General features: G+C 59.9%; 18 protein-coding genes and 1 pseudogene. 2 read left to right on the top strand and 17 right to left on the bottom strand.

The annotated features are described in order from the left end of the window. From nuoE to BS629_RS14945, 12 genes are all read right to left on the bottom strand, one after another. Positions 1-510, bottom strand: a complete 510-nt coding sequence (gene nuoE / locus BS629_RS15000; RefSeq protein WP_018243734.1) for an NADH-quinone oxidoreductase subunit NuoE — start codon at positions 508-510, stop codon at positions 1-3. A 16-nt stretch (positions 511-526) separates the two neighbouring features. Then, entirely contained in the window at positions 527-1741 is a 1215-nt protein-coding gene (gene nuoD, locus BS629_RS14995; RefSeq protein WP_018243733.1) for an NADH dehydrogenase (quinone) subunit D, read from the bottom strand. Between the two features lie 29 nt (positions 1742-1770). After that, positions 1771-2307, bottom strand: a complete 537-nt coding sequence (locus tag BS629_RS14990) for an NADH-quinone oxidoreductase subunit C (RefSeq protein WP_018243732.1) — start codon at positions 2305-2307, stop codon at positions 1771-1773. Next, on the bottom strand, positions 2304-2807 hold the full coding sequence (locus tag BS629_RS14985; RefSeq protein WP_017961917.1) for a NuoB/complex I 20 kDa subunit family protein: 504 nt from the start codon (positions 2805-2807) through the stop codon (positions 2304-2306). Before BS629_RS14985 ends, BS629_RS14990 begins: the two co-directional genes overlap by 4 nt. After that, positions 2795-3160, bottom strand: a complete 366-nt coding sequence (locus BS629_RS14980; protein ID WP_018243731.1) for an NADH-quinone oxidoreductase subunit A — start codon at positions 3158-3160, stop codon at positions 2795-2797. Before BS629_RS14980 ends, BS629_RS14985 begins: the two co-directional genes overlap by 13 nt. 134 nt (positions 3161-3294) lie before the next feature. Then, positions 3295-4752, bottom strand: coding sequence for an NADH-quinone oxidoreductase subunit N (locus BS629_RS14975; RefSeq protein ID WP_018243730.1), 1458 nt, complete (start codon positions 4750-4752; stop codon positions 3295-3297). Then, positions 4749-6224, bottom strand: a complete 1476-nt coding sequence (locus tag BS629_RS14970) for an NADH-quinone oxidoreductase subunit M (RefSeq protein WP_018243729.1) — start codon at positions 6222-6224, stop codon at positions 4749-4751. Before BS629_RS14970 ends, BS629_RS14975 begins: the two co-directional genes overlap by 4 nt. Positions 6225-6232: 8 nt before the next feature. Further along, a complete protein-coding gene (locus BS629_RS14965; protein WP_018243728.1) occupies positions 6233-7993 on the bottom strand; it encodes a Na(+)/H(+) antiporter subunit D in 1761 nt (586 codons plus the stop codon). Continuing rightward, positions 7986-8240 (bottom strand): hypothetical protein, encoded by a 255-nt coding sequence (locus BS629_RS14960; RefSeq protein ID WP_018243727.1) that lies wholly within the window; start codon positions 8238-8240, stop codon positions 7986-7988. Before BS629_RS14960 ends, BS629_RS14965 begins: the two co-directional genes overlap by 8 nt. Further along, complete coding sequence (locus BS629_RS14955; protein ID WP_018243726.1) at positions 8237-9700, bottom strand: monovalent cation/H+ antiporter subunit D family protein; 1464 nt, start codon at positions 9698-9700, stop codon at positions 8237-8239. The genes BS629_RS14960 and BS629_RS14955 overlap by 4 nt, the downstream gene beginning before the upstream one ends. 4 nt (positions 9701-9704) lie before the next feature. Then, the gene (nuoK, locus tag BS629_RS14950) at positions 9705-10007 is read right to left on the bottom strand and encodes an NADH-quinone oxidoreductase subunit NuoK (RefSeq protein WP_017961910.1); all 303 of its coding nucleotides are present in this window, start codon (positions 10005-10007) and stop codon (positions 9705-9707) included. Further along, on the bottom strand, positions 10007-10507 hold the full coding sequence (locus tag BS629_RS14945) for an NADH-quinone oxidoreductase subunit J family protein (RefSeq protein ID WP_017961909.1): 501 nt from the start codon (positions 10505-10507) through the stop codon (positions 10007-10009). Before BS629_RS14945 ends, nuoK begins: the two co-directional genes overlap by 1 nt. A 958-nt stretch (positions 10508-11465) precedes the next feature. Here BS629_RS14945 and BS629_RS14940 point away from each other — a divergent pair. Both BS629_RS14940 and BS629_RS14935 read left to right on the top strand, forming a co-directional pair. Then, positions 11466-12026: pseudogene (locus tag BS629_RS14940) on the top strand (phosphate acyltransferase); the annotation flags it as partial. 36 nt (positions 12027-12062) lie between these two features. Next, on the top strand, positions 12063-13241 hold the full coding sequence (locus tag BS629_RS14935; protein ID WP_018243723.1) for an acetate/propionate family kinase: 1179 nt from the start codon (positions 12063-12065) through the stop codon (positions 13239-13241). 259 nt (positions 13242-13500) lie between these two features. Here BS629_RS14935 and BS629_RS14930 read toward each other — a convergent pair whose 3' ends face one another. From BS629_RS14930 to BS629_RS14910, 5 genes are all read right to left on the bottom strand, one after another. Beyond that, the gene (locus BS629_RS14930) at positions 13501-14820 is read right to left on the bottom strand and encodes a glucoamylase family protein (RefSeq protein WP_018243722.1); all 1320 of its coding nucleotides are present in this window, start codon (positions 14818-14820) and stop codon (positions 13501-13503) included. A gap of 5 nt (positions 14821-14825) precedes the next feature. After that, a complete protein-coding gene (locus tag BS629_RS14925) occupies positions 14826-18719 on the bottom strand; it encodes a GH36-type glycosyl hydrolase domain-containing protein (RefSeq protein WP_018243721.1) in 3894 nt (1297 codons plus the stop codon). Between the two features lie 30 nt (positions 18720-18749). Continuing rightward, positions 18750-21215 (bottom strand): phosphoketolase family protein, encoded by a 2466-nt coding sequence (locus tag BS629_RS14920; protein ID WP_018243720.1) that lies wholly within the window; start codon positions 21213-21215, stop codon positions 18750-18752. A 405-nt stretch (positions 21216-21620) separates the two neighbouring features. After that, a complete protein-coding gene (locus BS629_RS14915; RefSeq protein WP_018243719.1) occupies positions 21621-22289 on the bottom strand; it encodes a CBS domain-containing protein in 669 nt (222 codons plus the stop codon). A gap of 100 nt (positions 22290-22389) precedes the next feature. Beyond that, positions 22390-24078 (bottom strand): ABC transporter ATP-binding protein/permease, encoded by a 1689-nt coding sequence (locus BS629_RS14910; RefSeq protein WP_018243718.1) that lies wholly within the window; start codon positions 24076-24078, stop codon positions 22390-22392. Positions 24079-24294 lie beyond the last annotated feature (216 nt).

Raw genomic sequence — 24294 nt, 5'->3', positions numbered from 1 at the left:
CTACTCTCCCTGCGGTCGCGCAGAGGGCTCGATGCTCGCGACCCGTTCCGTGGTAGCCCGCAGGTTGTCCAAAAGTGCATCTATCCGCGCGACATCAAGGGCACCATGGTAATCGTCGCCGACCTGCATCACCGGAGCCATCTCGCAGGCACCGAGGCACTCGACGGAGGAAAGCGTGAACAGCCCGTCCGGCGTGGTGTCGCCCTTCCTGATCGCCAGCGCCGTTTCCAGATGCTTCAGCAGGTCCTCGGCTCCGCACAGCATGCAGGAAACATTGTCACAGAGTTGCAGGTGGAACATGCCCACCGGCTCGGTATGGAAGAGCGTATAAAAGGTCGCCAGCTCGTAGACCCAGATCCGTTCGACTCCGAGAATGTCGGCGACTTCTTCCAGCACCTGACCAGGCAGATGGCCATGCTCCCTCTGCGCGATCAGAAGCGCGGGCATGATCGCAGAGCGCTGGTCGGGATACCGCGCCGCTGCCTCTTTTATCCTTTCGCGCATGGTCATTGCATTCAAATCCCTGCTACTTGTCCACCTCCGCCATCACTGGGTCGAGACTGCCGAGCACGGCGATCATGTCCGCCAGATAGCGGGCGTTGGTCACCCCGAACAGTCCCTGAAGGTTGACGAACGAGGGTGCCCGCACCTTCATGCGGAATGGTTTTGGCGACCCGTCGCTGATGATATAGAACCCAAGCTCGCCCTTTGGCGCCTCGATCGCCGAATAGACCTCGCCCTTCGGCACCTTGAAGCCATAGGCCGACAGGTCGAAATGCTGGATCAGTGCTTCCATCGAGCAATGCACCTTGTCCTTGTCCACTGGGAAGGCGATTGTTGGCATGTCGATCTGAAACGGCCCCTCGGGCATCTGGTCGAGGCATTGCTCGATGATCCGGACGCTCTCGCGCATTTCCTCGACCCGACATTGCCAGCGCGCATAGCAGTCGCCCTCGTCGCGCGTGATGACGTTGAAGTCGAGCCGGTCATAGATCTCATAGGGCTCGTCGCGACGGATGTCCCAGTCGACGCCCGAAGCGCGCAGGTTCGGACCGCTCAGGCCAAGATCGATGGCGTCCTCGGCGGAGATCACGCCGATCCCCTGCGTGCGCTTCAGGAACACCCGGTTGTTTTCGAGCAACCGCTCATAGTCGCGGATCCGGTTCGGGAAGATGTCGCAGAACTCCCTGATCTTGGGAAGGAAACCGTCAGGCAGGTCCTCGCGCACTCCGCCAACCCTGCAGAAGGACGTGTGCATGCGTGCACCGCTGATCATTTCCAGGAGGTCCATGATCATTTCGCGCTCCCGCATGGCGTAAAGCAAGGCGGTCATGGCGCCGAGGTCCATCGGCAGCGCGCCGGTGATCAAGACATGGCCGGAGATCCGCGCCAGCTCGGCCATCATCACGCGGATATATTGTGCGCGGATCGGTGCTTCTATGCCGAGGAGTTTCTCCACCGCCAGCGCGAAGGCCAGGTTGTTCGACGGCGGACAGAGATAGTCGAGCCGGTCGGTGAGCGGAAAAATCTGGGTATAGGTGAAGCTCTCCGCCAGCTTTTCGGTGCCGCGATGGAGGTAGCCGATATGCGGGTCCACGCGCTTGACGTACTCGCCGTCGAGTTCGAGGACGAGCCGAAGAACCCCATGCGTACTGGGGTGCTGTGGGCCGAGATTGAGAAGCACCTCCTTGGTGTCGAACGCTTCGCCTTGCGGCCTGATCAGTTCGGTGACTTCGGTCATTTTAAGTTCCCGGCGTGGAGCGGCCTCCCTTATGGAATGTTCTTGGTGGCGAGGTCGGGCTGCGTCGGTGGCGTGCCTTCGGCGCCAAACGGGTTCAGCTTGTCCTTGTAGCCACGGAGCGGAAAATCCTTGCGCTGTGGGAAGCCCTCGAACCCTTCCCACATGTAGATCCGGCGCAAATCGGGGTGGCCCTCGAACCTGATCCCGTACATATCCCAGGCTTCGCGCTCATGCCAATTGGCGGTTCGCCAGATCCCCGTCACCGACGGGACCCGCGGCGGATCGGCGAGGCGGCATTTGATGCGAACGCGCAATTTGTTCGGTAGCGAATAGAGGTGGTACACCGTCTCGTAGCGTGGCATCTCAGGATAATGATCGACCCCGCAGATGTCCGACAGGAAGTTGAACCGCAACGCCGGGTCTTCCTTCAGAAACCGGCAAAGCTCGACGATCATGTCAGGCGGAGCGGCGAAGGCATGTACACCATGCGCGAAGCCAATATCGTCGATTGCCTCGCCGAAACGCTCCGTGATCGTAGCGCGGATGAGGGGCGTCTCCACACTCATGACGCTGCAACCCGATCCAGAGGAGTCCCGGCCAGTGCTCGGGATTTTTTGATCTTCTCCTGAAGTAGCAGGAATCCATGCATCAGCGCCTCGGGCCGCGGCGGGCAGCCGGGCACATGCACGTCCACCGGCACGAAGGTTTCCGCTCCCTGCACCACCGCGTAGGTGTTGTAGACCCCGCCCGAGATGGCGCAGGTGCCCATGGCGATGACCCAGCGGGGCTCCGGCATCTGGTCATAGAGGCGGCGTACCACGGGCGCGAACTTCCGCGTTACTGTGCCGGCGATGATCATCACATCGGACTGGCGCGGCGAAGGCCGGAACACCACGCCGAACCGGTCGAGATCATAGCGGGCGCACCCCGCCGAGATCATCTCGATGGCGCAGCAGGCAATTCCGAAGGTCTCGGGCCACAGCGCCGAGCTCCGGCTCCAGTTGATAACGCTCTCGGCCGTGGTGAACAGCACGCTGTCGCGGATCGCGTTGTTTACGCCTCCCATTCGAGTGCTCCCTTCAGCCAGGCATAGGCGAAGCCCACAAGAAGCAGCACTATGAAGACGAACATCTCGACAAAGCCGACCAGCCCGATGTCTTTCAGGACGGCGGCCCAGGGAAAGAGGAACATCGTCTCGACATCGAAGACGACCAGCAGGATCGCAAGGATAAAGAACGGCACTCTGAAGCGCCCCGCGGCGGCCTCACCCGCGGCGTCCATGCCGCACTCATAGGGCATGTTCTTTTCGGGATAGGGATTGGACGGACGCAGCAGCGAAGAGACAAAAAGCGTCGCGCCCGTCACCAGAACGACTCCGACGATCATAAAAAGAACCGGCAAGAATTCCATCGCAGCCATATCGCACTGCACCGGTTACCCACTGAGTGCTTTCCTCAGGCCGCGACCGTCCTGTTCAGGACCGTAATGCAGTCGCCCCGGGAAGCAACTTGGGCAATCCTTTCTTGAGCTTTGAGTTTATTCCGTCGGACAGATCATTGCAAATTCAATCGGTCAGCCGCCAACACGGAATGCTGGGCAAGTCTTAAAAACCAGGCGGGAAACAGGCCGATGCCGATGGTGCCCGCAGCAGTGAAGGCGAGCGTCGCGCGCACCAAGGGCGTCAGCGCCGGGTCGAACGTCCTTTCCGGCTCGCGCATGTAGATCACCATGACGATGCGGATATAAAAGTAGGCGGCAACAGCACTCAGCAGCACTGCGATCACCGCCAGCATGACGAACCCTCGCTCGACGAGCGCGACCAGCACGTAGAACTTGGCGAAGAACCCGGCCGTTGGCGGAATGCCGGCGAGCGAGAACAGATAGAGCAGCATCAGAAGCGCGAGCCCGGGACGGGACTTGGCGAAACCCGAGTAGTCTTCGATAACCTCGCCCGAGAAATTGCCGTTCCGCATCATGATGACAGTGGCGAAAATGCCGAGATTCATCAAAGAGTATATCAGCAGGTAGAGCATCACGCTGGCGATCCCGTCGGCACCGCCGGCCACCACGCCGAAAAGGGCGAACCCGGCATGGGCGATGCTGGAATAAGCGAGGAGCCGCTTGAAATTATCCTGCACCAGCGCCACGAAACTGCCGAGCGCCATCGTGCCCACGGCAATGACCGCGACGATGATCCAAACGTCCGAGGCTGCTACCAGCGGGTTGAGGAACACCCGCAGGATCACTGCGAACCCCGCCGCCTTGGGGCCGACTGACATGAAGGCGGTGATCGTCGTCGGCGCGCCTTCATAGACGTCCGGCAACCACATATGGAACGGCACCGCGCCGACCTTGAAGACCAGCCCCGCGACGATGAAGACCACCGCCAGCAGCAATCCGGGATCGAGCGGATCGCCGGTGACCGCCGCAGCCATCCCGTCCAGCTGCGTCGTACCGGTGAGCCCGTAGACCAGCGAAACGCCGTAAAGGAAAATCCCGGTCGAGACCGCGCCAAGGATCACGTATTTCAGCGCCGCTTCGTTTGACCGCCGCTCTCGCCGCAGGAATCCGGTCAGCACATAGGTGCAGAGCACCATCAGTTCGAGGCCCACATAGATCGAGAGGAGATCGGTCGCCGAGGCCATGATCATCATTCCCGAAAGCGCAAAGAGCAGCAGGACATAGTATTCGCTGCTCCCGATCCCCTCGATATCCGCATATTTTCGCGAAAGGAGGAATGTCAGGATGGTGGCCAGGTAGAACACGAACTTGAAGAAGACCGCGAAGCGGTCGGCGACGAACATGCCCGTATAGGCCGGCCGCACCTCGCTCGAAAGAATGAGTGTCGCCAAGGCGGCAATCAGCACGATCGCGACGGAAGCCCAGACCAGGAAATATTCCTGCCCCCTGCGCACAAGCTGTCCCAGGATCAGCAGGATGCAGGCTCCAGTGATCACCACGATCTCGGGCAGGCTTGCGAGAGCCGACTGGAAAAGTGCTGCGGCGGTCATGGGCCGCTCCCCTTATCGTGCACCTGAGCCAGCAGATGCTTCACCGAGACGTCGATGATGCCGAGAAAGGGTTTCGGATAGAGCCCGACCCACAGCACTAACACGGCCAGCGGCAGGGTCGCTGCCAGCTCGCGGGCGTTCACGTCGCGTATCTTGAACCGGACGCCGACGCTGGCCGCACCAAGCGCGACTTTCCTATACATGCCAAGCAGATAGGCCGCGCCAAGCAACGCGCCCAAAACGGCGGCCGCGCCGATGGCTAGGTTGGCCGCAAATCCGCCCGACAGGACCAGCAATTCGCCAATGAACGAATTCGTTCCCGGCAGCGCCATCGATGACAGAGTGAACAGCGCAAGAAACGCGGTATAGACGGGTGCTGCCTTCATCAGCCCGCCATAATCAGCGATGCTGCGGGTATGGGTCCGCTCGTAAATCAAGCCGACGAACAGGAACAGGGCGCCCGTCGTCACGCCATGATTGAACATTTGCAGGATACCTCCTTGGAGTCCGCGGAGGTTCAGCGCAAAAATCCCCATGGTCACGAAGCCCATGTGGCTGATGCTGGAATAGGCCACCAGTTTCTTCAGATCGTCCTGCGCCAGCGCGAGCAACCCGCCATAGACGATCGCAAGCGCTGAAAGCGAAAGCATCAGTGTCGAATAATATACCGACGCCTCTGGCAGCATCGGCAGCGAGAACCGCAGGAACCCATAGGCGCCCATCTTCAGGAGTACGCCCGCCAGGATGATGCTGCCCGCGGTCGGCGCTTGTACATGGGCGTCCGGCAGCCAGGTATGGACCGGCACCATCGGCACTTTGACGGCGAAGGCGATCAGGAAGGCGAAGAACAGCCAGGACTGGACCGGGAACGGCAAATCCTGCGCTGTCAGCGCGAGGATGTCGAAGGTCTCGCCGCCGTTGAAATAGAGCACGATGACACCGATGAGGAACAGGAGGCTGCCCGCCAGCGTGTAGAGGAAGAACTTGAACGCCGCATAGATCCGGCCTTCGCCACCCCAGACGCCGATGATCAGGTACATCGGGATCAGCATCGCTTCCCAGAAAACGTAGAACAAGAACAGGTCGAGCGCGCAGAACACCCCCAGCATCAGCGCCTGCATGGAGAGCAGACTGACCATGAACGCCTTGACCTTGCGGTCGATCGCAACCCACGAGGCGAGCACACAGATCGAACCCAGCAACGCGGTCAGGAACACGAAGAGCGCGCTTATCCCGTCGATACCAAGCGCATAAGTGATCCCGAGCGCGGGCACCCAAGGGCGCTTCTCTGTGAACTGCATCTCGTGGGTCGTGGTGTCGAATCCGGCCAGCATGGCGATGCAGAGGGCGAGGTCAAGGATTGTGACACCCAGCGCTGTCCAGCGCACCGCATCGTCGCCGCGGAGAAACATCAGAACCGCTGCCCCGGCGACGGGCGTGAAAATTATGAAGCTCAGAAGCGGCAATCCCATCGCGCCCCCTACCGCCATACCACGGCGAAGACCACGGCGGCTGCGATCACACCAGCGATCATCGCCAGCGCGTAATGGGTCACGACGCCGGTCTGGAGCCGCCGGAGCCGCCCGCCGCCGCGCAGGATCGAGCGGGCGACGCCGTTCACGACGGCGTCAACGCCGGTGACATCGATCCGCAGTCCCATTCGCGCCGCCCCATGCAGGAAAGGCAACACAGCAGTCTCGGACACGTCGCTCACCGCCTTCTCGTAGCGCGCCAGCGGTTTTCCGGCGATCCACATGAAGACCCGAGCGCCCTTGCGGTAGAACCAATCGGTGTCGATGCTGATCGTGTTCTCGGGGTCGAGCGCCCTGAGGAATATGACAAAACCCAAGGCGGTGAACATCAGCACGCCAAGGCTCTCGGTGACATGGACGCCGGTGTAAGGTTCGTAGTTCACCGGATAGGGCAGAAGATCGTAAAGCGGCTGAGGGAACACCCCGATCGCGATGCAGAGCACCGCCGCCATGCCCATCGCAACCAGCATGTTGCGGGGCGGCTCCCGCGCCTCCAGCCCACGGTCGGTGCCAAAGAACATGTAGTACGGCAGCTTCAGTCCGGTGTGCAGGAACGTCCCCGCCGACGCCATCGTCAGCGCGAGCACCATCACAGCGCGGTGATCCTGTCCGGCGGCGGCCACCACCATCGACTTGGTGACGAAGCCCGAGAAGAATGGAAATGCCGAAATCGCGAAAGCGCCAACCATGTAGAGCGCCACGGTCACCGGCATGGTCTTGTAGAGCCCACCAAGCTCGGTGAGCTTGCGCCGGCCGGTGACGTAAATCACCGCCCCAGCACCCATGAACAAGAGCGCCTTGTAGAGGATATGTGCGAAGGCATGACTGGTGGCCCCGTTCACCGCCATCTCGGTGCCGATGCCGACGCCCGCCACCATGTAGCCCACCTGGCTAACGATGTGATAGGCCAGTAGCCGCCGGCAGTCGTTCTCCAGCACCGCGTAGACGACGCCGTAGAGCGCCATCGCGGTGCCGAGCCAAACGAGAAGTTCAGTTCCCGGAAACGCCCGCGCCAGCACATAGACGGCGGTCTTGGTGGTGAAGGCGCTCATGAACACCGCGCCGGTGACAGTCGCCTCCGGGTAAGCGTCGGTCAGCCAGGCGTTGAGCGGCGGCACAGCGGCGTTGAGCATGAACCCGGCAAGGATCAGGTAAGCGCCGACGCCCATCTCGCCTGCGATCGGGCCGAAGAGCAGCGAGCCAGTCGAGAGCCCGTAGAGAATGACGCCGCCAAGTAGGACGACGCCGCCAGTTATATGGACCATGAGATACCGGAACCCGGCGGCGATCGCCTGTCGGCCGCCCTGGGCGAAAACCAGATAGGCAGAGGCAAACGCCATGCCTTCCCAGAACAGGTACAAGGTCAGGTAGTCGCCGGCGAAAACCACGCCAAGCGCGCTGCCGACATAGACGAACGCAGCGACATGCTGGCCGGGGCGCGTCAGGTGCAGAGCATAGACCGTTCCGATCAGCGCCATAATGGTGAAGACCGTTGCGAAGACGATGCTCAGCTTGTCGACCTTCGCGATGAGGATTTCCTGCCCGATGAACGATGCCGCGCCGTAGCTGCCTGACTGCATCGTGAGCACGGTGAGGATCGCAAGTATCGGGATCAGCAGCAGATAGGCCTTGCGGATCGACCCGTTCAGAAAGGGGATCGGCAGGGCACCGAGAATGAACAGCAGGGCGGGATGGACGAAGTCAGTCATAATAGTCCTCGCGCCGCATGAGCCCAGCCCGATGGCCGAGGAACTTGGAAACGAAAATCAGCAGCACGCAGGATAAGAAGCCGTAGACGGCCGACCAGCCCGGCAGACGGTCCCACGGGTATTCGGCGTGTTCGCGCGGCACCAGGAAGTCGGCGATGACGATCAGGACGAGCACCAGATAGAAAAGCCGACGCCGTTCGGTCGCATACTTTCCGTCGCCAAAGAAATCGACCAAGCGCTTTATCACCTGACAACTCCTTCCGCCAAGGCGACGAAATAGTCGGGGAAGATGCCCATCGCCACCGACAGGATGGCGGTCGCAACTAGCGGGATCGTCACCATCGGAATTTCACGGACCGTTGCCGGGCTCCCTTGCGCCTCCGTCCCGAAAAAGGCGACATAGCTGACCGGCAGGAAATAAGCGGCGTTGAGGACCGAACTCGCTAGGAGCACGATCAGGAACGCGATTTCCCCCGCCTCCACCGCGCCTCGCGCCAGATACCACTTGCTCACGAACCCCGCAGTCGGTGGCACGCCGATCATGCTGAGTGAGCCGACGAAGAACGCCCCCATCGTCCAGGGCAACCGGCGGCCGATACCAGCCATGTCGCTGATGTTGCGCTTGCCGGACGCGCAATAGATCGACCCGGCGCAGAAAAACAGTGTGATCTTTGAGAATGCATGCGCCGCGATGTGGATGATCCCGCCGACCATCGCGACCGGCGAGAGCAGAACCGCGCCCAGCACGATGTAGGAGAGCTGGCTGACCGTGGAATAGGCGAGCCGCGCCTTCAGGTCGTCCCGCGTCAGGGCGTAGACCGACGCCATCAGAATCGTGAACGAGACCAGATAGGCCGTGGCGATGCCCAGTCCTAGCCCGTCCACCAGCCCCGTGCCGAACACATGGAACACCAACCGCAGCACGCAAAACACGCCCATCTTGACCACGGCCACGGCATGCAGGAGCGCACTGACCGGTGTCGGCGCCACCATCGCGGCAGGCAGCCATGCGTGCATCGGCATCACCGCAGCCTTGGCGAAGCCGAAGAGGTAGCAGAAATAGACGACTGTCAGCAGCGCCGCCGAAGCATCGCTCCCTGCCAGCAGGCCCCCCGTGACAAAGTCGAGCGATCCCGCAATGTGGTAGGTCAGCGCCAGCGCGGCGAGAAGCACGCTCTTTGACGCTCCCATCAAATAGACCAGGTACTTGCGGCTGCCCATCCATCCCTCTTCGTCTTCGTGGTGGTAAACGAGCGGATAGGTAACGAGGGTGAGCATCTCGTAGAAGATTACCAGCGTGAACAGATTGGCGGCGAAGGCGCCTCCGACCGCTGCCGCGAGACTGGCGGCAAAGCAGGCGAAGAACCGGGTCTGCGCATGCTCGTTCAAGTGCCGCATGTAGCCGATGGAATAGATCGCCGCGACAATCCACAGCAGCGACGAGACGGTGGCAAACACCATGCCGAGCGCATCGACCCGGAAAGCCAAGTCAATCCCCGGCAGAACCTCAAACAGGCGCAATTCGACCGTCCCGCCCGCCAGCACCGTGGGCGCCATCGAGACGACAATTGCGAACATGGCGATTGCCGCCAATGGCGAGACGATATCGCGGAGTTTCTCGCGGTTGTTCAGGAGAAGAACTGCAAGGGCCGCCAGGCCCGCGACGGCGACGGCAAGTAGCGGCCGGATCGATACCACCGGGTCCAAGCCTCTATCCTTTCATCATGGTCACGTCGTCGACCTTGAGGGTAGATTTGTTCCTCACGAGGGCGACCAGGATTCCGAGGGCGACGGCAACCTCCGCCGCGGTGATTGCGATGACGAAGATCGCGAAAATCTGACCGCGGAAATCGGCGTAGTAACGCCCGAAAGCGATGAAATTGATGTTGACCGAGTTGAGCAACAGCTCCAGCGACATCAGCACGACCAGAATGTTGCGCCTGAGCAGCACGCCCGCCGCTCCGATCACGAACAGCGCCACTCCGAGCAAAATATACCACCAGAGCGGAACCATCACCGCTGCTCCTTCTGCGCCAGCACGATGGCCCCGATCAGGGCGGCCAGCAGGATGACGGACGCAACTTCAAACGGCAGGAGATAGTCGGCGAACAGCGTTGTGCTGAGCTGCCTGACCTGATCGCCACCGCGCACGGTGACGGGCTGCGTGAGCGAAAAGCGGCCGCTCCAGAGCACCAGCGCAACCATCTCGATCCCAAGCAGGACGAGCAACACCAGAGCCGCCATGTTGCCGCCCGGCAAGAACCGTTGCAAGACCGCTTCGCGCACATCGATCATCATGATCACGAAGACGAACAGGACCATAATCGCGCCGACATAGACAAAGATCTGGATGACCGCGAGCAGCGGCGCCTCGAGCAAGACGAAGATTGCCGATATCTGCAGGAAGCACGCCATCAATGCCAATGCGCTGTGAACCGGATTGCGCGCCATGACCAGCGTCAAGGCGGTGATCACGGACACCGTAGCGAACAGAAGAAAGAACCCCTGATCCATCGACGCCGACCCTCCGACGCGAACTGCTACCCGGCGCGAGACGGCCGGATTTGAGATTGCGCCGCAACTTCCGATGCGTTCAAAAATTGTGCCCTAAAATCGGATTTTTCACAAGATTATTGTCATTGGCGGAGCAAGACCGGGTCGGTCCGGATGTGGCGAAGGTCGCTTGCGAAGCGCGCGCTTTCGATAGCGCCGTACCGATTTTATTGTTCCATAGGCAAATGGCTTGAGCCGGTCGGTACCGACGTTTTGTTACGGCGTAGTGGGAAATTTCTTCCAAATAACACCGGCTGTTCCGCCGAAGTTACAAGTCGCTGTGGCTTCAGGCCCCCGCAACCAAATCTTTCCCTCCAAAAAACAAAACGCTCCTCGTGGAGCAGCCCGCTCGGCGGGCAATCGAGTCACTGGATCGATTGCTTGTTGGAAGCCGCTGGCAAACACGCATGCCCGTAGGGCCGCCGGCAATGAGATCGAGGACGAACATCGCTCCGCCGCTGCGGCCCGACTTTCGGAGATCAATCTCGCGAACTACCGCGTCTTTGCCTAGCCAGCCGTCCGGGCGGCCATTACGCCGCCGGTGGCCGATGCGGCATCCCCACCCCTTGCGCCTCGGCTACGAAAGTCGTGCCAGCGCAGGTCGATTGACGCTGGCTGGGTTCAAGACGATGATGCGAGAACAGTATTTCGTCCTCTTGATCGACGAGCCCGGGTCCTTGGGACAATTCCGGCACTCCTGCCGGCGGACATGGACGAGCGCCGAAAGGCCTTCGAGGCCCTGCGCGAGCTGCTGGTGTCGTCGGGCGTTGGAAGCCGGCGGGAGCCGATTGCCTCGATCGTGTGGCCGAGCTGTTCAGCCTCGGCAAGGAGGAATTCGGCAGCAACCCAGTCCGCGGACCGGCAAGCAAGAGCGCTCGCGTTCGCAACGCATCCTGATCGAAGCAGAGGGAGCTTCCCAATGACCGACCTTTCCACGACCAAACCTGAACAATCAAAATACGACCGACTGATTGCCGCTGCACGGGAGGTTGCGCCTGCCGTCACGATCGTGGCGCATCCCTGCGACGAGACGTCATTGCAGGGCGCGCTTGACGCCGAGAACAGACTGATCGTACCGGTCCTGGTGGAGCCCGCCGCAAGAATTCAGACGGTGGCCGCGGAGAATGGGCTTGATCTGAAAGAGCACGAAATCGTCGACGTTCCAAATAGCCACGCCGCTGCGGCGAAGGCAGTCGTCCTGGTACGAGAGGGAAAGGGCGAGTTCCTCATGAAGGGCAGCCTCCATACGGACGAACTGATGCGCGACGTCACGGCCCCCGCCACCGGCCTGCGCACCGAACGCCGCGTCAGCCATATCTTCGTGATGGATGTGCCTGACCACGCCGACACGCTCTTCATCACCGACGCGGCGATCAACATCTCTCCCGACCTCGATGTTAAACGCGACATCGTGCAGAATGCAATCGACCTCGGGACGACGGTCGGGCTCGGTCAGCCCCGTGTAGTGATCCATTCCGCCGCCCGGCGGCGTGTGACACAAGTGGCGGCCTGAACCATGGACGCGATCCTTGTCGTCAACGCCGGCTCGTCAAGCCTAAAGTTCCAGATCTTTGAGATCGCCGACACCGGCCCCAATTGCCGCATTCGCGGCCAGATCGATGGCATCGGAGTACGGCCCCGTCTAGCGGCGAGCGCCGCCGACGGAACGGTCCTGGTTGATCGTCGATATGCGCCGGACGTAGTCGACCACCTGCCGGCGGCAATCGCTGAAATCCGTGCGTGGTTGCTGACCCTTAAGGGTTTCACGCTCCGTGCCACGGGTCATCGCGTCGTTCATGGCGGCCCGGACTATGCGAAACCGATCCTCATAGACCGCGACACACTCGACAAGCTTGCGACTTTCCAGGAGCTTGCTCCGCTGCACCAGCCGAACAACCTCGCGCCGATCCGCCTCGCGATGGAAATCAATCCGGATGTGCCGCAGGTCGCCTGTTTCGACACCGCTTTCCATCGCGGCCACGCCCCGCATACGGATTGCTACGCCTTGCCCTGGGACTACTACGAGCACGGAGTACGACGATACGGCTTTCATGGCCTGTCCTACGAATACATTGCCGAGCGGTTGGCCGAAGTCGCGCCCGGAATCGCCGGTGGACGCATCATAGTTGCCCACCTCGGCAGCGGTGCGTCCATGTGCGCGCTGAAGGACGGACGCAGCCTTGAGACTACGATGGGCTTCACGGCACTCGATGGCTTGCCGATGAGCACCCGCCCGGGCCAGATGGATCCCGGCATCGTGCTATACCTGCTCGATCACAGAGGAATGACCATGGGGGAGGTTACGGACCTTCTCTACAGGGCGTCCGGTCTGAAGGGGCTGTCAGGCATTTCGGCCGACATGCGCGATCTTCTTGCCAGCGATGACCCGCGTGCGGCCCTCGCCATCAATCACTTCGTCCATCGCTGTGCGCTCAGTGCCGGCATGCTTGCCGCCGCGCTTGGAGGTCTTGACGCTTTCGTCTTTACGGCTGGCGTCGGGGAGAATTCGCCGCCAATCCGCGCTCGCATCGCCGAACGGCTTGCCTGGCTGGGAGCCGAACTCGATCCCGCGGCCAACGAAGCGGGCGCGGTGCTCATTTCCACTTCTGCGAGCCGCGTCGCGCTCTACGTCCTGCCGACGGATGAGGAACTGATGATCGCCCGCCACACGCTTGCACTCATAACAGCACCCTGAAACCGATGTAATGCGCATGATCAACCCTTTCGGCCCGAGAAGCGCCGTGCGCCCAATCACTGGGTAGGAGCTCTATGTGGACGGCGGCTATCATATTGTCGACTGAGCATGCGGCGAACAAAACAGCCGCCGACCCCTTGATCCCGCCAAGTTGAAGTAATCCAGCTCGCCTTCGCATGCCCGGAAGATACCAATTGACAACGAAGGCGAGAGTTGGCATCCGCGGGCGTGAGGCGATAGAATCCAAGCGGCATCCAATCTAAAGCCAGCCCCCTGAAAATCCCGCACGTCTCAACCCGGTCACGATGGGCTTGCATTGGCGCATGATGTTCCAGAGCAAGCCGGTCCGATAGTTTTCGATCATCAGCACCACCGGTCCTTGGTCGATGCCGAAGTGATAAGGGCTTACCCACCATCCGGCTTGACTGTTTTCCACCGCATATGTCTGGTTAAACGACGGTTTGAAGCCGTAAAGCCGCGTCATACCGAGCTTCATCCGCGCAAAGTTGCGGACAGTTGGCACGACAATCTCCGGCGCGAACGGCAGCGAGGCGACAACGACCCATGGCGCGATAGTCCCATCGTCAGGTCCGAAAGGAGCCCCGCGGGCTACGTAGTCGAAGAACTCCCGATCGACCCCATCTATCGTCCGCTTACCCCAACCCGGGCCGTCGCATGCGGTGAACCCCCAACAATGTTCGCCATACCCTACAAAGTTCATCGGGTTGCGGATTGCGTATTGTTGCTGGATATATGTCGCATGCCGACTGTTTTCGAAATAGTCGGTGTCATGGTGGCGCATGTACGCATCGCGGATGCCTCGAAAGTCTATCCACATGTGCGACAGTTGATGGGTAAAAAGCGGTCCTGAATACAACAACTCGCGGCCGTAGATATTCCGCCATTCGTAGGTTTCGGTGTAGGCGGCATAGCACTCGGGCGGCAAAGGGTGAGTTGGGGATCCCAGACCAATGATGTAGAGCAGCAGGCCTTCATCATAGCCACGCCATCGATAGGGAATGAAACCGCTCTCCGGACGCCAGCCATGCGTTAAAGTTGCACCGCCATCGCAGGCCCAATTCCAGTCGGCACGCTCGTAAAGCGCCATCGCGAGCTGGCGGATTTCAGCCTCAGCGGCCGTGTCGCCATCAAAGTAGGTGGCAACGGTCAAGGCACCTGCGAACAGGAAAGCCGAGTCGATTGTCGACAACTCGCATTGCCAAACCCGGCGCCCCGTTTCGATGTCTAGAAAGTGATAAAAAAACCCTTTGTAGCCGGATGAATCCGGCTCCGGCCCCTGCGGGCATGCCATCAGGTATCTCAAGCGATTGCGGGTGATCTTTGCCGCAAATTCGCGGATGAGGACGCCGCGTTCTACAACCACGGGGATGGTCGCCAACGCCATGCCGATCGCCGCGATGCTTGCCGGGGCGTTCGGTTCTGTCTTGTCGCGCACCAGGCCGTTGTCCGGGTTTGTGCATTGGAGATAGTACAAAAGAGTGGTGAATTGCAGCCGAGCGAGGTCCTGGTCCGTTGGCATGCGGTCGAGATCAGCGTCGGTTGAGAGCATTTCGGGCATGGCCGCTAACCAACTATGATGTGGACGTTATGCATGCGTCCGTCATCCACAAGCGAGACGGCTTCGTTCGCGACTGGTTCACCGTCCAGAGTGACGGAGTGCACGCCTCGGCCGATGCCCTTCGCGTTGTCGAAACGGATGCGGTAGGTCGCTGATCCATATCGGTATGCGATCTCATAGGCCGGCCAGCCTGCCGGAACGCACGGCTCGAACCGCAGAAACGGCCCTTGCTGGCGAAAGCCGAGGATTGCCTCGAGCGCTACGCGGTAGAACCAGCTGGCCGATCCGGTGTACCAGGTCCATCCACCGCGCCCAGTGTGTGGCGGCGCGCCATAGATATCGGCGCTGACCGCATATGGTTCCACCTTGTAGCGTTCGACTTGATCTCGCGTGGCGCCATGACAAATCGGATTGATCAGGTTCCAAAGCTTTAAGGTGAGATCGCCGTCGCCTTGCAAAGCGGTCGCCCAGACAACCCAGGTTGCCGCATGCGTGTATTGGCCGCCATTTTCACGGATGCCCGGGACATAGCCCTTGATGTAGCCGGGCTGTAGCAAGCCTTCGTCAAAAGGCGGGTCGAAGAGTTTGATCAGCTTGTCCTCTTGGCGTACCAGCCGGTCGTGGACCGCACGCATCGCGTTTGAAGCTCGTCCAGCATCGGCTTCGCCCGAAATGACAGCCCAGGCCTGCGGGATGGCGTCGATCTGGCATTCGTCGTTCAGGTCCGACCCGAGCGGCGTGCCATCGTCAAAATAGGCCCGGCGATACCAACCACCGTCCCAGGCGTTGGCCTCAAGGGCTGTGCGCAGCGCCTCGACTCGCTCGCGGCACCAGGCGGCTCTGCTTTGATCTCCACGCGACACTGAAATCTCGGCAAATGATTTCAGGACCGTGAGGAAGAACCAGCCGTTCCAGACGCTCTCTCCCTTGCCTTCGGCGCCGACCTTGTTCATGCCGTCGTTCCAGTCACCGGTTCCCATGAGAGGAAGGTCGTGGCTGCCCAATCGATAGCCATGCTCCAGCGCACGGATGCAATGCTCGTAGATGGAGCCGGACTGTTCGCTGGTCGCCGGCTGGCTGAAGTCTTCCTCCTGGTCTTCTTTCAACACCGGCGACGTGATGAAGGGAACCATCTCATCAAGCAGTTGAACGTCGCCCGTCGTGGACACGTAGTGGTGAACGACCAGAGGCAAGAAATAGAGGTCATCGGTGATCCGGGTACGCACGCCGATACCGGATGGAGGATGCCACCAGTGCTGGACGTCCCCCTCCTCAAATTGCCGTGCTGCCGATCGCAGGATCTGGGAGCGGGCCTCGCTCGGAGCGCTGTAGACCAGAGCCATCACGTCCTGGAGCTGATCCCTGAAGCCGTAAGCGCCTCCGGACTGATAATTGGATGTACGCGCCCAGACACGGCACGCCAGAACCTGGTACAGCAACCAGCGGTTCATCATCAAGTTCATCCCGACATCGGGCGTGGTCACCTGGATCGAGTTTAGAATATCGTCCCACTGGCGGACAACAGCCGACAGGCTACTGACCGCACGCTCGGAGTCGGCATGCTCGTGGACCAGCCTGCGGACTTCATCGAGGTCGGTAGTCTCTCCCAAGACAAAGACGATTTCTCTGCTTTCGCCGGGTGACAAGGAGATATCCACCATCAGCGCAGCGCAGGGATCCAGCAATGGACCGAACCGTTCTGCAAGATTGGTTCGCAGCATAGCCGCTGGCTGAAATACGGAACCATAGTTGCCAAGAAACTCCGCGCGGTCAGATGTCGCCGAGCGCGCCGGCTGACTGGCGGCTGCGAAAGCCAGCTTCCCGGAAAAGGCTCCGCCCCAGGGGTTTCTGGCGACGATGGCGCCCGACCGCGTATCCCGCGTGCAGACAATCCGCGTCGCCGCGTCTTCGCGGTGGGTCCCAAGTACCCACTCAGCGAAATAGGTTGCTGTGACGTGCCGAGCCCGAACATCATTGTTAGTAAGCCTGAGACGAATGATCTTGACCGGATCGTTGAGTGAAACGGAGACCGTCAGCTCTTGATCGAGGTGACGGCAGTGACCGATATAACGGCTGTAGCCTTGGCCGTGACGAACGGTCACCGCCGCACCAGGACCGATAGGCAGGGGTGTCGGCGTCCAGATATCTCCGGTTTCCTCATCCCGCAAATAGAGGACTTCGCCCGGCGCATCCGTAACCGGGTCGTTCGACCACGGTGTTAGCCGGTTCATCTGGCTATTCTCCGACCATGTGTAGCCGAGACCGGCTTCAGTCGTCAGACAGCCAAAATGCGGGTTTGCGATCACGTTGCTCCAAGGCGCAGGCGGCAGGGCGGCGGCTTGGGGTTTCAGCGCGCTCACGTGCACCACATACTCCTGTCCATCGGCTGTGAAGCCGCCGAACCCATTCCAGTATTGCAAATCCTCGGCTGGTTTAGGCGGAGGGGCTGTGGGTTGCTCGCTCAGCCCAGTGGTGATGGTGGGCGAAAGAGGTGACGTGGCCGGGAAGAGCCGGTTGAGTTGATCGCTGAGTTCACCGCCGGTTCCCAGCAGGACGATGCGCGCCGCCGCGGCGATGGTCGCCAGGTGGTCGCTTTCGGTACCGGGCTCGGAAAGGATAAAGATTCCGCCGGGTTTGCCGATCATGTCCGCTTGCGGGCCTGATTGCAGCTTTTCGGCCAGCCGCTTGGCGCTTTCTGCACCGCCCCCGTCAAGCAGGATCAGGTCAAATCTCAAGCCCCTCCGTCGAGCGAAATCATGGCCCATCGTCACCTGGCGAACGAGTGCATGATCCCCATCGTCATCCACGCGGACCAGCACTATCGGGAGGTCGCCGGAGATACCTTGAGCCCAGAGAGCCGCTTGATCCCATCGATCTCTCGGGATAACGGGCGCCTGCCGCATGGCCTGGTTCGCAAATGCGACGCTCCCGGCCAGCCGATTGAACAGCGAGATATCGTCGGGCTTCGGGTTCAGTGTCCGGAGCTCGCTTTCGTATTTCCTTGACGCATCGGAGAAAGCTCGTTCGACCGCGTCGAACTTGGCGTATCTCTCGGCGATGCGCTGCACGGCCGACTGATCGTCTGCCGCTCCTGTGACGAAGGCGACGCGCGCGTCGGCGCCTGGCGCCAGACGAACCGTTCGCCGCAGACAGAAAATCGGGTCGAGGACAGGGCCGGTTGTTCCGGAGAGCGATGCGCCCACGTCGAATACCGAGGGGTTGGTTGTCGTCCGGCCTCGGCCAAGAAATCTCAGCCGATCGGTTTCATATTCGGCCGCTTCGGCAGACGGCACGTTCGATGAGGAAACGTGAACTGCCCAAGTGGCTTTCTCGCCGGCAGCACGTGGCCTGCGGCGGGCAAACAGAGCGCCTGTCGCCTCGTCAAACCGGGTTTCTATAAAAAGCTTGGCAAAACCCGGATGCGCCATATCCGCGCGACGATTGATCAGGCAGACCTCGGCATAGCTTGTCAGTTCGAGGGTTCGTTCTCGTGTACCATGATTCATGATCATGAGCACACGCACCTCCGAGTCCACATCGGACGCGACACAGATCTTCGAGACGATTTCAATGTCACCGGCGTGACAGCCAAATTCGGCCCTGTCTCCGTGAAAGGCGTGCTTGTAGACATTTAAAGGGCGAAATATTGGCTGCTTTCCGATGGACCAGAGATCGTTGTCCGTCAGATCCCTGATATAACAAAATTGGCCCCAGCAATCGCGGGTGCTGTCCTCGCGCCACCGGGTAATGTCAAGGCCTTGCCACATTCCGTAACCGGCCCCGGCGGCCGTGACCAGCACACTATACCGATCGTTGGAAAGCAAGGCGACCGCGGAGCCGGGATTCGCCGGCTCCGCGATATTGTCATGTCGTGCTGCGTCGGACGTGCTCGTTGCCACTGGAACCTCCGTTCGATTGGACGCCGCCGCTCAAGCATTATCCCCTTCGGTCGAGGTTCTTTGGGACCTTCCCGGCTGGCCTTTCGAGCCCCATTTCCAGCCGCTGATTGCTGGCATGTCGTCGCCGTATTTCTCGATGTATTGCCTGTGTTCGATCAGCTTCTCGCGAATTGCCTGTTTGAAATAGGCAGCGCGCGCACCGAGTTGCGGCAGCCGGTCGATGACGTCCTCGACCAGATGGAAACGGTCCATTTCATTCAGGACCACCATGTCGAACGGCGTCGTCGTCGTTCCTTCTTCCTTGTAGCCGCGGACGTGTAGATTGCCGTGATTGGTACGGCGGTAGGTGAGCCGGTGAATGAGCCACGGATAGCCGTGGAAGGCGAAGATGATCGGCTTGTTCTTGGTGAACAGTGCATCGAAATCGCGATCCGGCAGCCCGTGTGGATGCTCGGATGGCGGTTGAAGTTTCATCAGGTTCACCACGTTGATGACGCGGACTTTCAGTTCCGGCAGGTGCTCCCGGATCAGCTCGACTGCCGCCAGCGTCTCAACTGTTGGAACATCGCCACAACATGCCATCACGACGTCTGGCTCACTTCCCTTGTCGTTGCTTGCCCATTCCCAAATGCCGAGACCCTCGCTGCAATGCTTGATGGCCTGATCCATCGTGAGCCACTGCGGGGCGGGCTGCTTGCCTGCGACAACGACGTTGACGTAGTTGCGGCTGCGCAAGCAGTGATCCGTCACCGAGAGCAATGTATTGGCGTCCGGCGGCAGATAGACCCGGACAACCTCCGCCTTCTTGTTGACCACGTGATCGATGAACCCCGGGTCCTGATGACTAAAGCCATTGTGGTCTTGCCGCCAGACGTGGGAACTCAGGAAGTAGTTAAGCGAGGCGACCGATCGCCGCCATGGAATGTCGTTGCACACCTTCAGCCATTTGGCGTGCTGGTTGAACATCGAGTCGATGATATGGATGAAAGCCTCATAGCAGGAAAAGAAGCCATGCCGGCCGGTCAGCAGGTAACCTTCCAGCCAACCTTGGCATTGATGCTCGCTGAGCACCTCCATCACTCTGCCATCGGGCGACAGATGATCATCTTCCGGATAGATCTCCGCCATGTAGCAGCGGTCGGTGACCTCCAATACATCCTGCCAGCGATTGGAGTTGTTCTCATCGGGGCTGAACAGTCGGAAGTTCTTGCTGTCCATGTTCATCTTCATGATATCACGGAGAAACTTACCCATCACCCGCGCCGCCTCGGTGTGGGTTTGCCCGGGCCTTGGAACGGAGACTGCGTAGTCGCGGAAGTCGGGCATCTTCAGGTCCCGCAACAGCAATCCACCATTGGCATGCGGATTGTCGCTCATCCGACGATGCCCCACGGGGGCCAGCGCCGCCAGCTCTGGCTTGAAGCGGCCATTGTCGTCAAACAGGTCCTCTGGGCGGTAGCTCTTCATCCATTCCTGCAGAATTTGGATGTGCTCCAACTTGTCCATGTCGCCCATCGGCACCTGGTGCGCCCGCCAGTAGTCCTCGCACTTCTTACCGTCGATCTCGGGGGGGCAGGTCCAGCCTTTCGGCGTGCGGAAAACGATCATCGGCCACATCGGACGTTTCACGTTGCCCTTGGTGCGGGCTGCTGCCCATATTTCCTGGATATCCGTCACTGCTGTGTCGAGCACGCCGGCCAATTGCTGGTGCACGCTTTCTGGGTCACTGCCCTCGACGAAATATGGCGTGTAACCCATGCCTTCGAAGAATTTCCTTAGCTCTTCACGGGGAATGCGGGCCAGGAAGCACGGGTTGGCGATCTTGTAGCCGTTCAGGTGCAGGATCGGCAGCACGCAGCCGTCGCGAGCCGGATTGAGGAACTTGTTGCCGTGCCATCCCGTCGCAAGCGGCCCCGTTTCGGCTTCCCCGTCGCCGACAACGCAAGCGACAATCAGATCCGGGTTGTCGAACGCCGCCCCGTAGGCGTGGCTAAGGGCATAGCCCAGCTCGCCGCCCTCGTGGATGCTGCCGGGGGTTTCCGGCGCAACATGGCTGGGGATGCCGCCGGGAAAGCTGAACTGCTTGAACAGCTTCTTCATGCCTTCGTCGTCTTGGCCGATATTGGGATAGACTTCGCTGTAGGTGCCTTCGAGATAGGCGTGTGCAACCAGCGACGGTCCGCCATGTCCGGGTCCGATGACGTAGATCATTTCAAGATCATCGCGTTTGATCACGCGGTTGAGGTGCACGTAAAGCATGTTCAAGCCCGGCGACGTGCCCCAATGGCCAAGCAGCCGTGGCTTTATATGCTCGCGTTTCAATGGTTTTTTCAGCAGCGGATTGTCGAGAAGATAGATCTGACCCACCGACAGATAGTTCGATGCCCGCCAATAGGCGTCCATCGACTGTAATTCTTTTTTCGAAAGGGGGCCGCCCGTTGCTATCTTCTTGTGTATGGCGACCTTTGCGTCTCCAGTCGTCTTGAGCGAAACCATGGTATCTCCTCCTCTGAGCCCAGATTGCTACGGTAAGATCTTCCAAGGCGAGAAATCGTCGAGTTTTTAAATGCCACGAGTTTTTAAATGCCAGCGATTGAAGAGGGCGGTGCGATGCTTGGCGGAAGGAATGCTAAGCGCGAGGCATAGTCTGCCCCGCGATCGTTATCGACCGAATATGCGATATGGTGCCCGTTTCAATCAGCCTAAGGCGCTGGCACGCCGTTGCGGCGGTCCATCACCAATGCCTCCAGCTCCTATGTATCGCCCTGCCGTCAAAAACGGCTTCGTGCCAAGCCTCTATGCGTAAGAGCTAATACTCTCACGAAACGCGTCTGAAGCACAGTCAAATTCGAAGGTGTCTGAGGTTTAATCCGAAGCCGATGGCAAAGAGCCCCCTGACTCTTACGGACGATCGCCGGAGAAGTGTTCAACCACTCGCGTCACGCCCCTGACACTTTCGGCAGCGACGCGCGCTGCCCTCTTGCATTCCTCCGTGTCGATGCTTCCCCACAGGTGGGCCACGCCGTCAGTAACCGTTACGGCCATGTCTTTTCCTAGAAGACTTGTATTTTCGCTGAGGCGTATCGCAATGCTGCGACGGATGGCCTCGTCACCTGGTGCGGTTTCATCACGATCGGCAGCAACGATCGCCTTCAGCAGATCTGCACGACTGATGATGCCAATCGGCACGCCATCTCTCATCACGGGAATACGTTTTATCCGGTGTTTCTGCATCAAGGCTGAGACCTGGCCCAGAGACGTGTCCTCGCCTACGACGACCGGGTCGCGGCTCATGACGTCGGCAACTTTCCACGCGTTGCTCTTGACGTAAGCCGTGGCTTTCTCTTCGGCGGTAAGGGCAAACGTTCCGAGTTCGGCGGCTGCTGCCCCTCCTAACTCCGTTCTCCGCAGCAGATCACCTTCACTGAGTATCCCGATCAGGCGACCCGCATCGTCGATGACCGGGACGCCACTAACCTGATTTGCGAGCATGATTTCGGCGGCTCGCCGAACGCTGTTATCCGGTGATACACCGACAAGCTTCGTGGTCATCACATCTTTGACTAGCATCTCCGCACGACCTTCCCCCAAAGAGGGCAACGAGGATTTGCTAAATTAAACCTGTTGCGGGTGTACGACAACCAAATTAACGGCGTTGCCGCGCCCTGTCTCAGGCGCGGTTCACCGTCCATGTCCAGCTGCCATCCTCACCGCATTCCAACACCGCATCGTGGCAATCGCGCAGGACGTCAGTTTCCGCGTTGTTGATGCAGGTGATCGAATTTTCAGAAAGTATCTGCAGGATCCTGGGAAATTGTTCGAGACCGAGCGTCGTGTCGATTCGATCCAGGAAGACGAACTGCGGGGCCGCGAGAAGAATATTGACGAGTGCGAGGAGTTGCTGCTCCTGCAGCGAAAGCAACATTTCCCAATCCTTCTCGGCATGTAGCCCGCCCGCCTGTGCTAGCACCCGTTCGAGATTGAGCTCGTGCAGGAGCTGGATGATGCGGTCGTCGGGGATTTTGCTCGAGCGTACGTTGCGTACGAGAATCTGGTGCAGCGTGCTTGTCGGCAGATAAGGCCGCTGAGGGAGAAAGAGTATATCGTCGGGACCTGGGCGAATGATGCGCCCGGAGCCCTTGAAGGAAATGCCGGCTGTCGCTCTAAACAGCGCGACGCGTGCAGCTTGAGCCGGCCCCGTGATCAAGACACGCATCCCGATGGGGATCGAAACCGACAAGTCTTTGACGACAGGAACTTCGCTCGCCGATGACAGCAGAGTCAACGTCTCATAGGCCAGACGCCCTTTTTCTTCGACAATCGCGATACCTGATCCTGCGGGTGCTCGTACCTGTTCTATAGCCTCCATCAGCGAGCTAAGCCGCGCCACGACCGCAGCGAACGTCGAGATGGACTGGAACTGGGTTATGATCAGCGAAAAAGCTCCCACCAGCATTGCGAAAGCTGCGCCGGACTGGGTGATCACGCCGAAGTCGATGTCCCCTCTCATGTAGGCAGGAGCAATGATTAAGGCGGGAATGATTTGGATCAGCCAGTTGTAACCCGTGGTGAAGAATCCCACGTTGCGATTGATCGCGGTGACTTTGCGAAAATTGGTGACCGCATCCTCGAGTCGCTGCAGTAGACGAAAGCTCTGCTGTTCTTCGCAATGCGCCAGCACAATGGATTCGGCGTTTTCTCGAACTTGAATTAGGTCGGAGCGGAAGCTGGCCTCTTTGTCGAGTTGATCGTAGTTGAGTTTGATGAGCGGTCGCCCAAGCGCGATCGTCAGGTACGACCCGCAAGCGGCATACAGAACGGCCACCACAAACAGCAGGGGACTTATCGACCACAGCACACCGGAAAAGGCTATGATTGTGAGGCTGCTGTTGAGTACCATCAGGACGAAGGACAGCGTAGTGACCGTGAATACACGCATGTCCTCAGTGATCCGCTGGTCGGGGTGGCTAAGCTGTCCCGATACATCCAGCTGATAATAAGCCCTGTCGGCGAGATAGAGATTGATGGCCCGCCGGGTGAGGAATTCCCGCCAGAGCAGCGCAAGGCGTTCCTCAATGAACCGGGAGACGACCGCGACGATGGTGAATGCCGCAAAGACCCCGATATAGAATATTGCCTGCCGGATGAATTCGGGCGTTTCGCGATTGGCGATCGCGGTCATGAAGTTACGGCCGACGTAACTGTTGACGACGTTCAGGCTGCTGAGCGCGAATAAGAGCGCCACGAGCCCGGCAAACATCAAGCCAGCTTTGCTGCCGACCTCCGATGTCATGAAGACCCTGACCGCTCGTACGAAGCGAACGGCGGTCACCTTGAAGGGAATTTGTCGCGTGTCCATGGCATCCCTTTTGGCAAGCTCGAGTTAAAAGTAGGAATGGCCTCTTAGTCGTTGGGCAGCGCCAAAACCGAACGTCTATGAGAAGGCCGTAAAGTGAAGATCTGCGGGATAATCTGACCAATATACTCCCTCAACCGGCGGCCTGCTCACACTTCCTGTGACGTCGCCGGCGATGAATCGGCAATGAGGATCGCCTCCACGGCGAGGTCGCGCATC

The sequence above is a fragment of the Rhizobium leguminosarum bv. viciae USDA 2370 genome (assembly GCF_002008365.1).
GTDB classification, from domain to species: domain Bacteria; phylum Pseudomonadota; class Alphaproteobacteria; order Rhizobiales; family Rhizobiaceae; genus Rhizobium; species Rhizobium leguminosarum.
This window is presented reverse-complemented; position numbering and strand designations above follow the sequence as displayed.

Coding starts and splice junctions, on each gene's coding strand:
- BS629_RS14945 (WP_017961909.1), bottom strand. CDS start 10,507: ATGGATCAGGGGTTCTTTCTTCTGTTCGCTACGGTGTCCGTGATCACC.
- BS629_RS14915 (WP_018243719.1), bottom strand. CDS start 22,289: ATGCTAGTCAAAGATGTGATGACCACGAAGCTTGTCGGTGTATCACCG.
- BS629_RS14985 (WP_017961917.1), bottom strand. CDS start 2,807: ATGGGAGGCGTAAACAACGCGATCCGCGACAGCGTGCTGTTCACCACG.
- BS629_RS14980 (WP_018243731.1), bottom strand. CDS start 3,160: ATGGCTGCGATGGAATTCTTGCCGGTTCTTTTTATGATCGTCGGAGTC.
- BS629_RS14910 (WP_018243718.1), bottom strand. CDS start 24,078: ATGGACACGCGACAAATTCCCTTCAAGGTGACCGCCGTTCGCTTCGTA.
- BS629_RS14975 (WP_018243730.1), bottom strand. CDS start 4,752: ATGACCGCCGCAGCACTTTTCCAGTCGGCTCTCGCAAGCCTGCCCGAG.
- BS629_RS14965 (WP_018243728.1), bottom strand. CDS start 7,993: ATGACTGACTTCGTCCATCCCGCCCTGCTGTTCATTCTCGGTGCCCTG.
- BS629_RS14935 (WP_018243723.1), top strand. CDS start 12,063: ATGGACGCGATCCTTGTCGTCAACGCCGGCTCGTCAAGCCTAAAGTTC.
- nuoE (WP_018243734.1), bottom strand. CDS start 510: ATGACCATGCGCGAAAGGATAAAAGAGGCAGCGGCGCGGTATCCCGAC.
- nuoK (WP_017961910.1), bottom strand. CDS start 10,007: ATGGTTCCGCTCTGGTGGTATATTTTGCTCGGAGTGGCGCTGTTCGTG.
- BS629_RS14990 (WP_018243732.1), bottom strand. CDS start 2,307: ATGAGTGTGGAGACGCCCCTCATCCGCGCTACGATCACGGAGCGTTTC.
- BS629_RS14930 (WP_018243722.1), bottom strand. CDS start 14,820: ATGCCCGAAATGCTCTCAACCGACGCTGATCTCGACCGCATGCCAACG.
- BS629_RS14920 (WP_018243720.1), bottom strand. CDS start 21,215: ATGGTTTCGCTCAAGACGACTGGAGACGCAAAGGTCGCCATACACAAG.
- nuoD (WP_018243733.1), bottom strand. CDS start 1,741: ATGACCGAAGTCACCGAACTGATCAGGCCGCAAGGCGAAGCGTTCGAC.
- BS629_RS14970 (WP_018243729.1), bottom strand. CDS start 6,224: ATGGGATTGCCGCTTCTGAGCTTCATAATTTTCACGCCCGTCGCCGGG.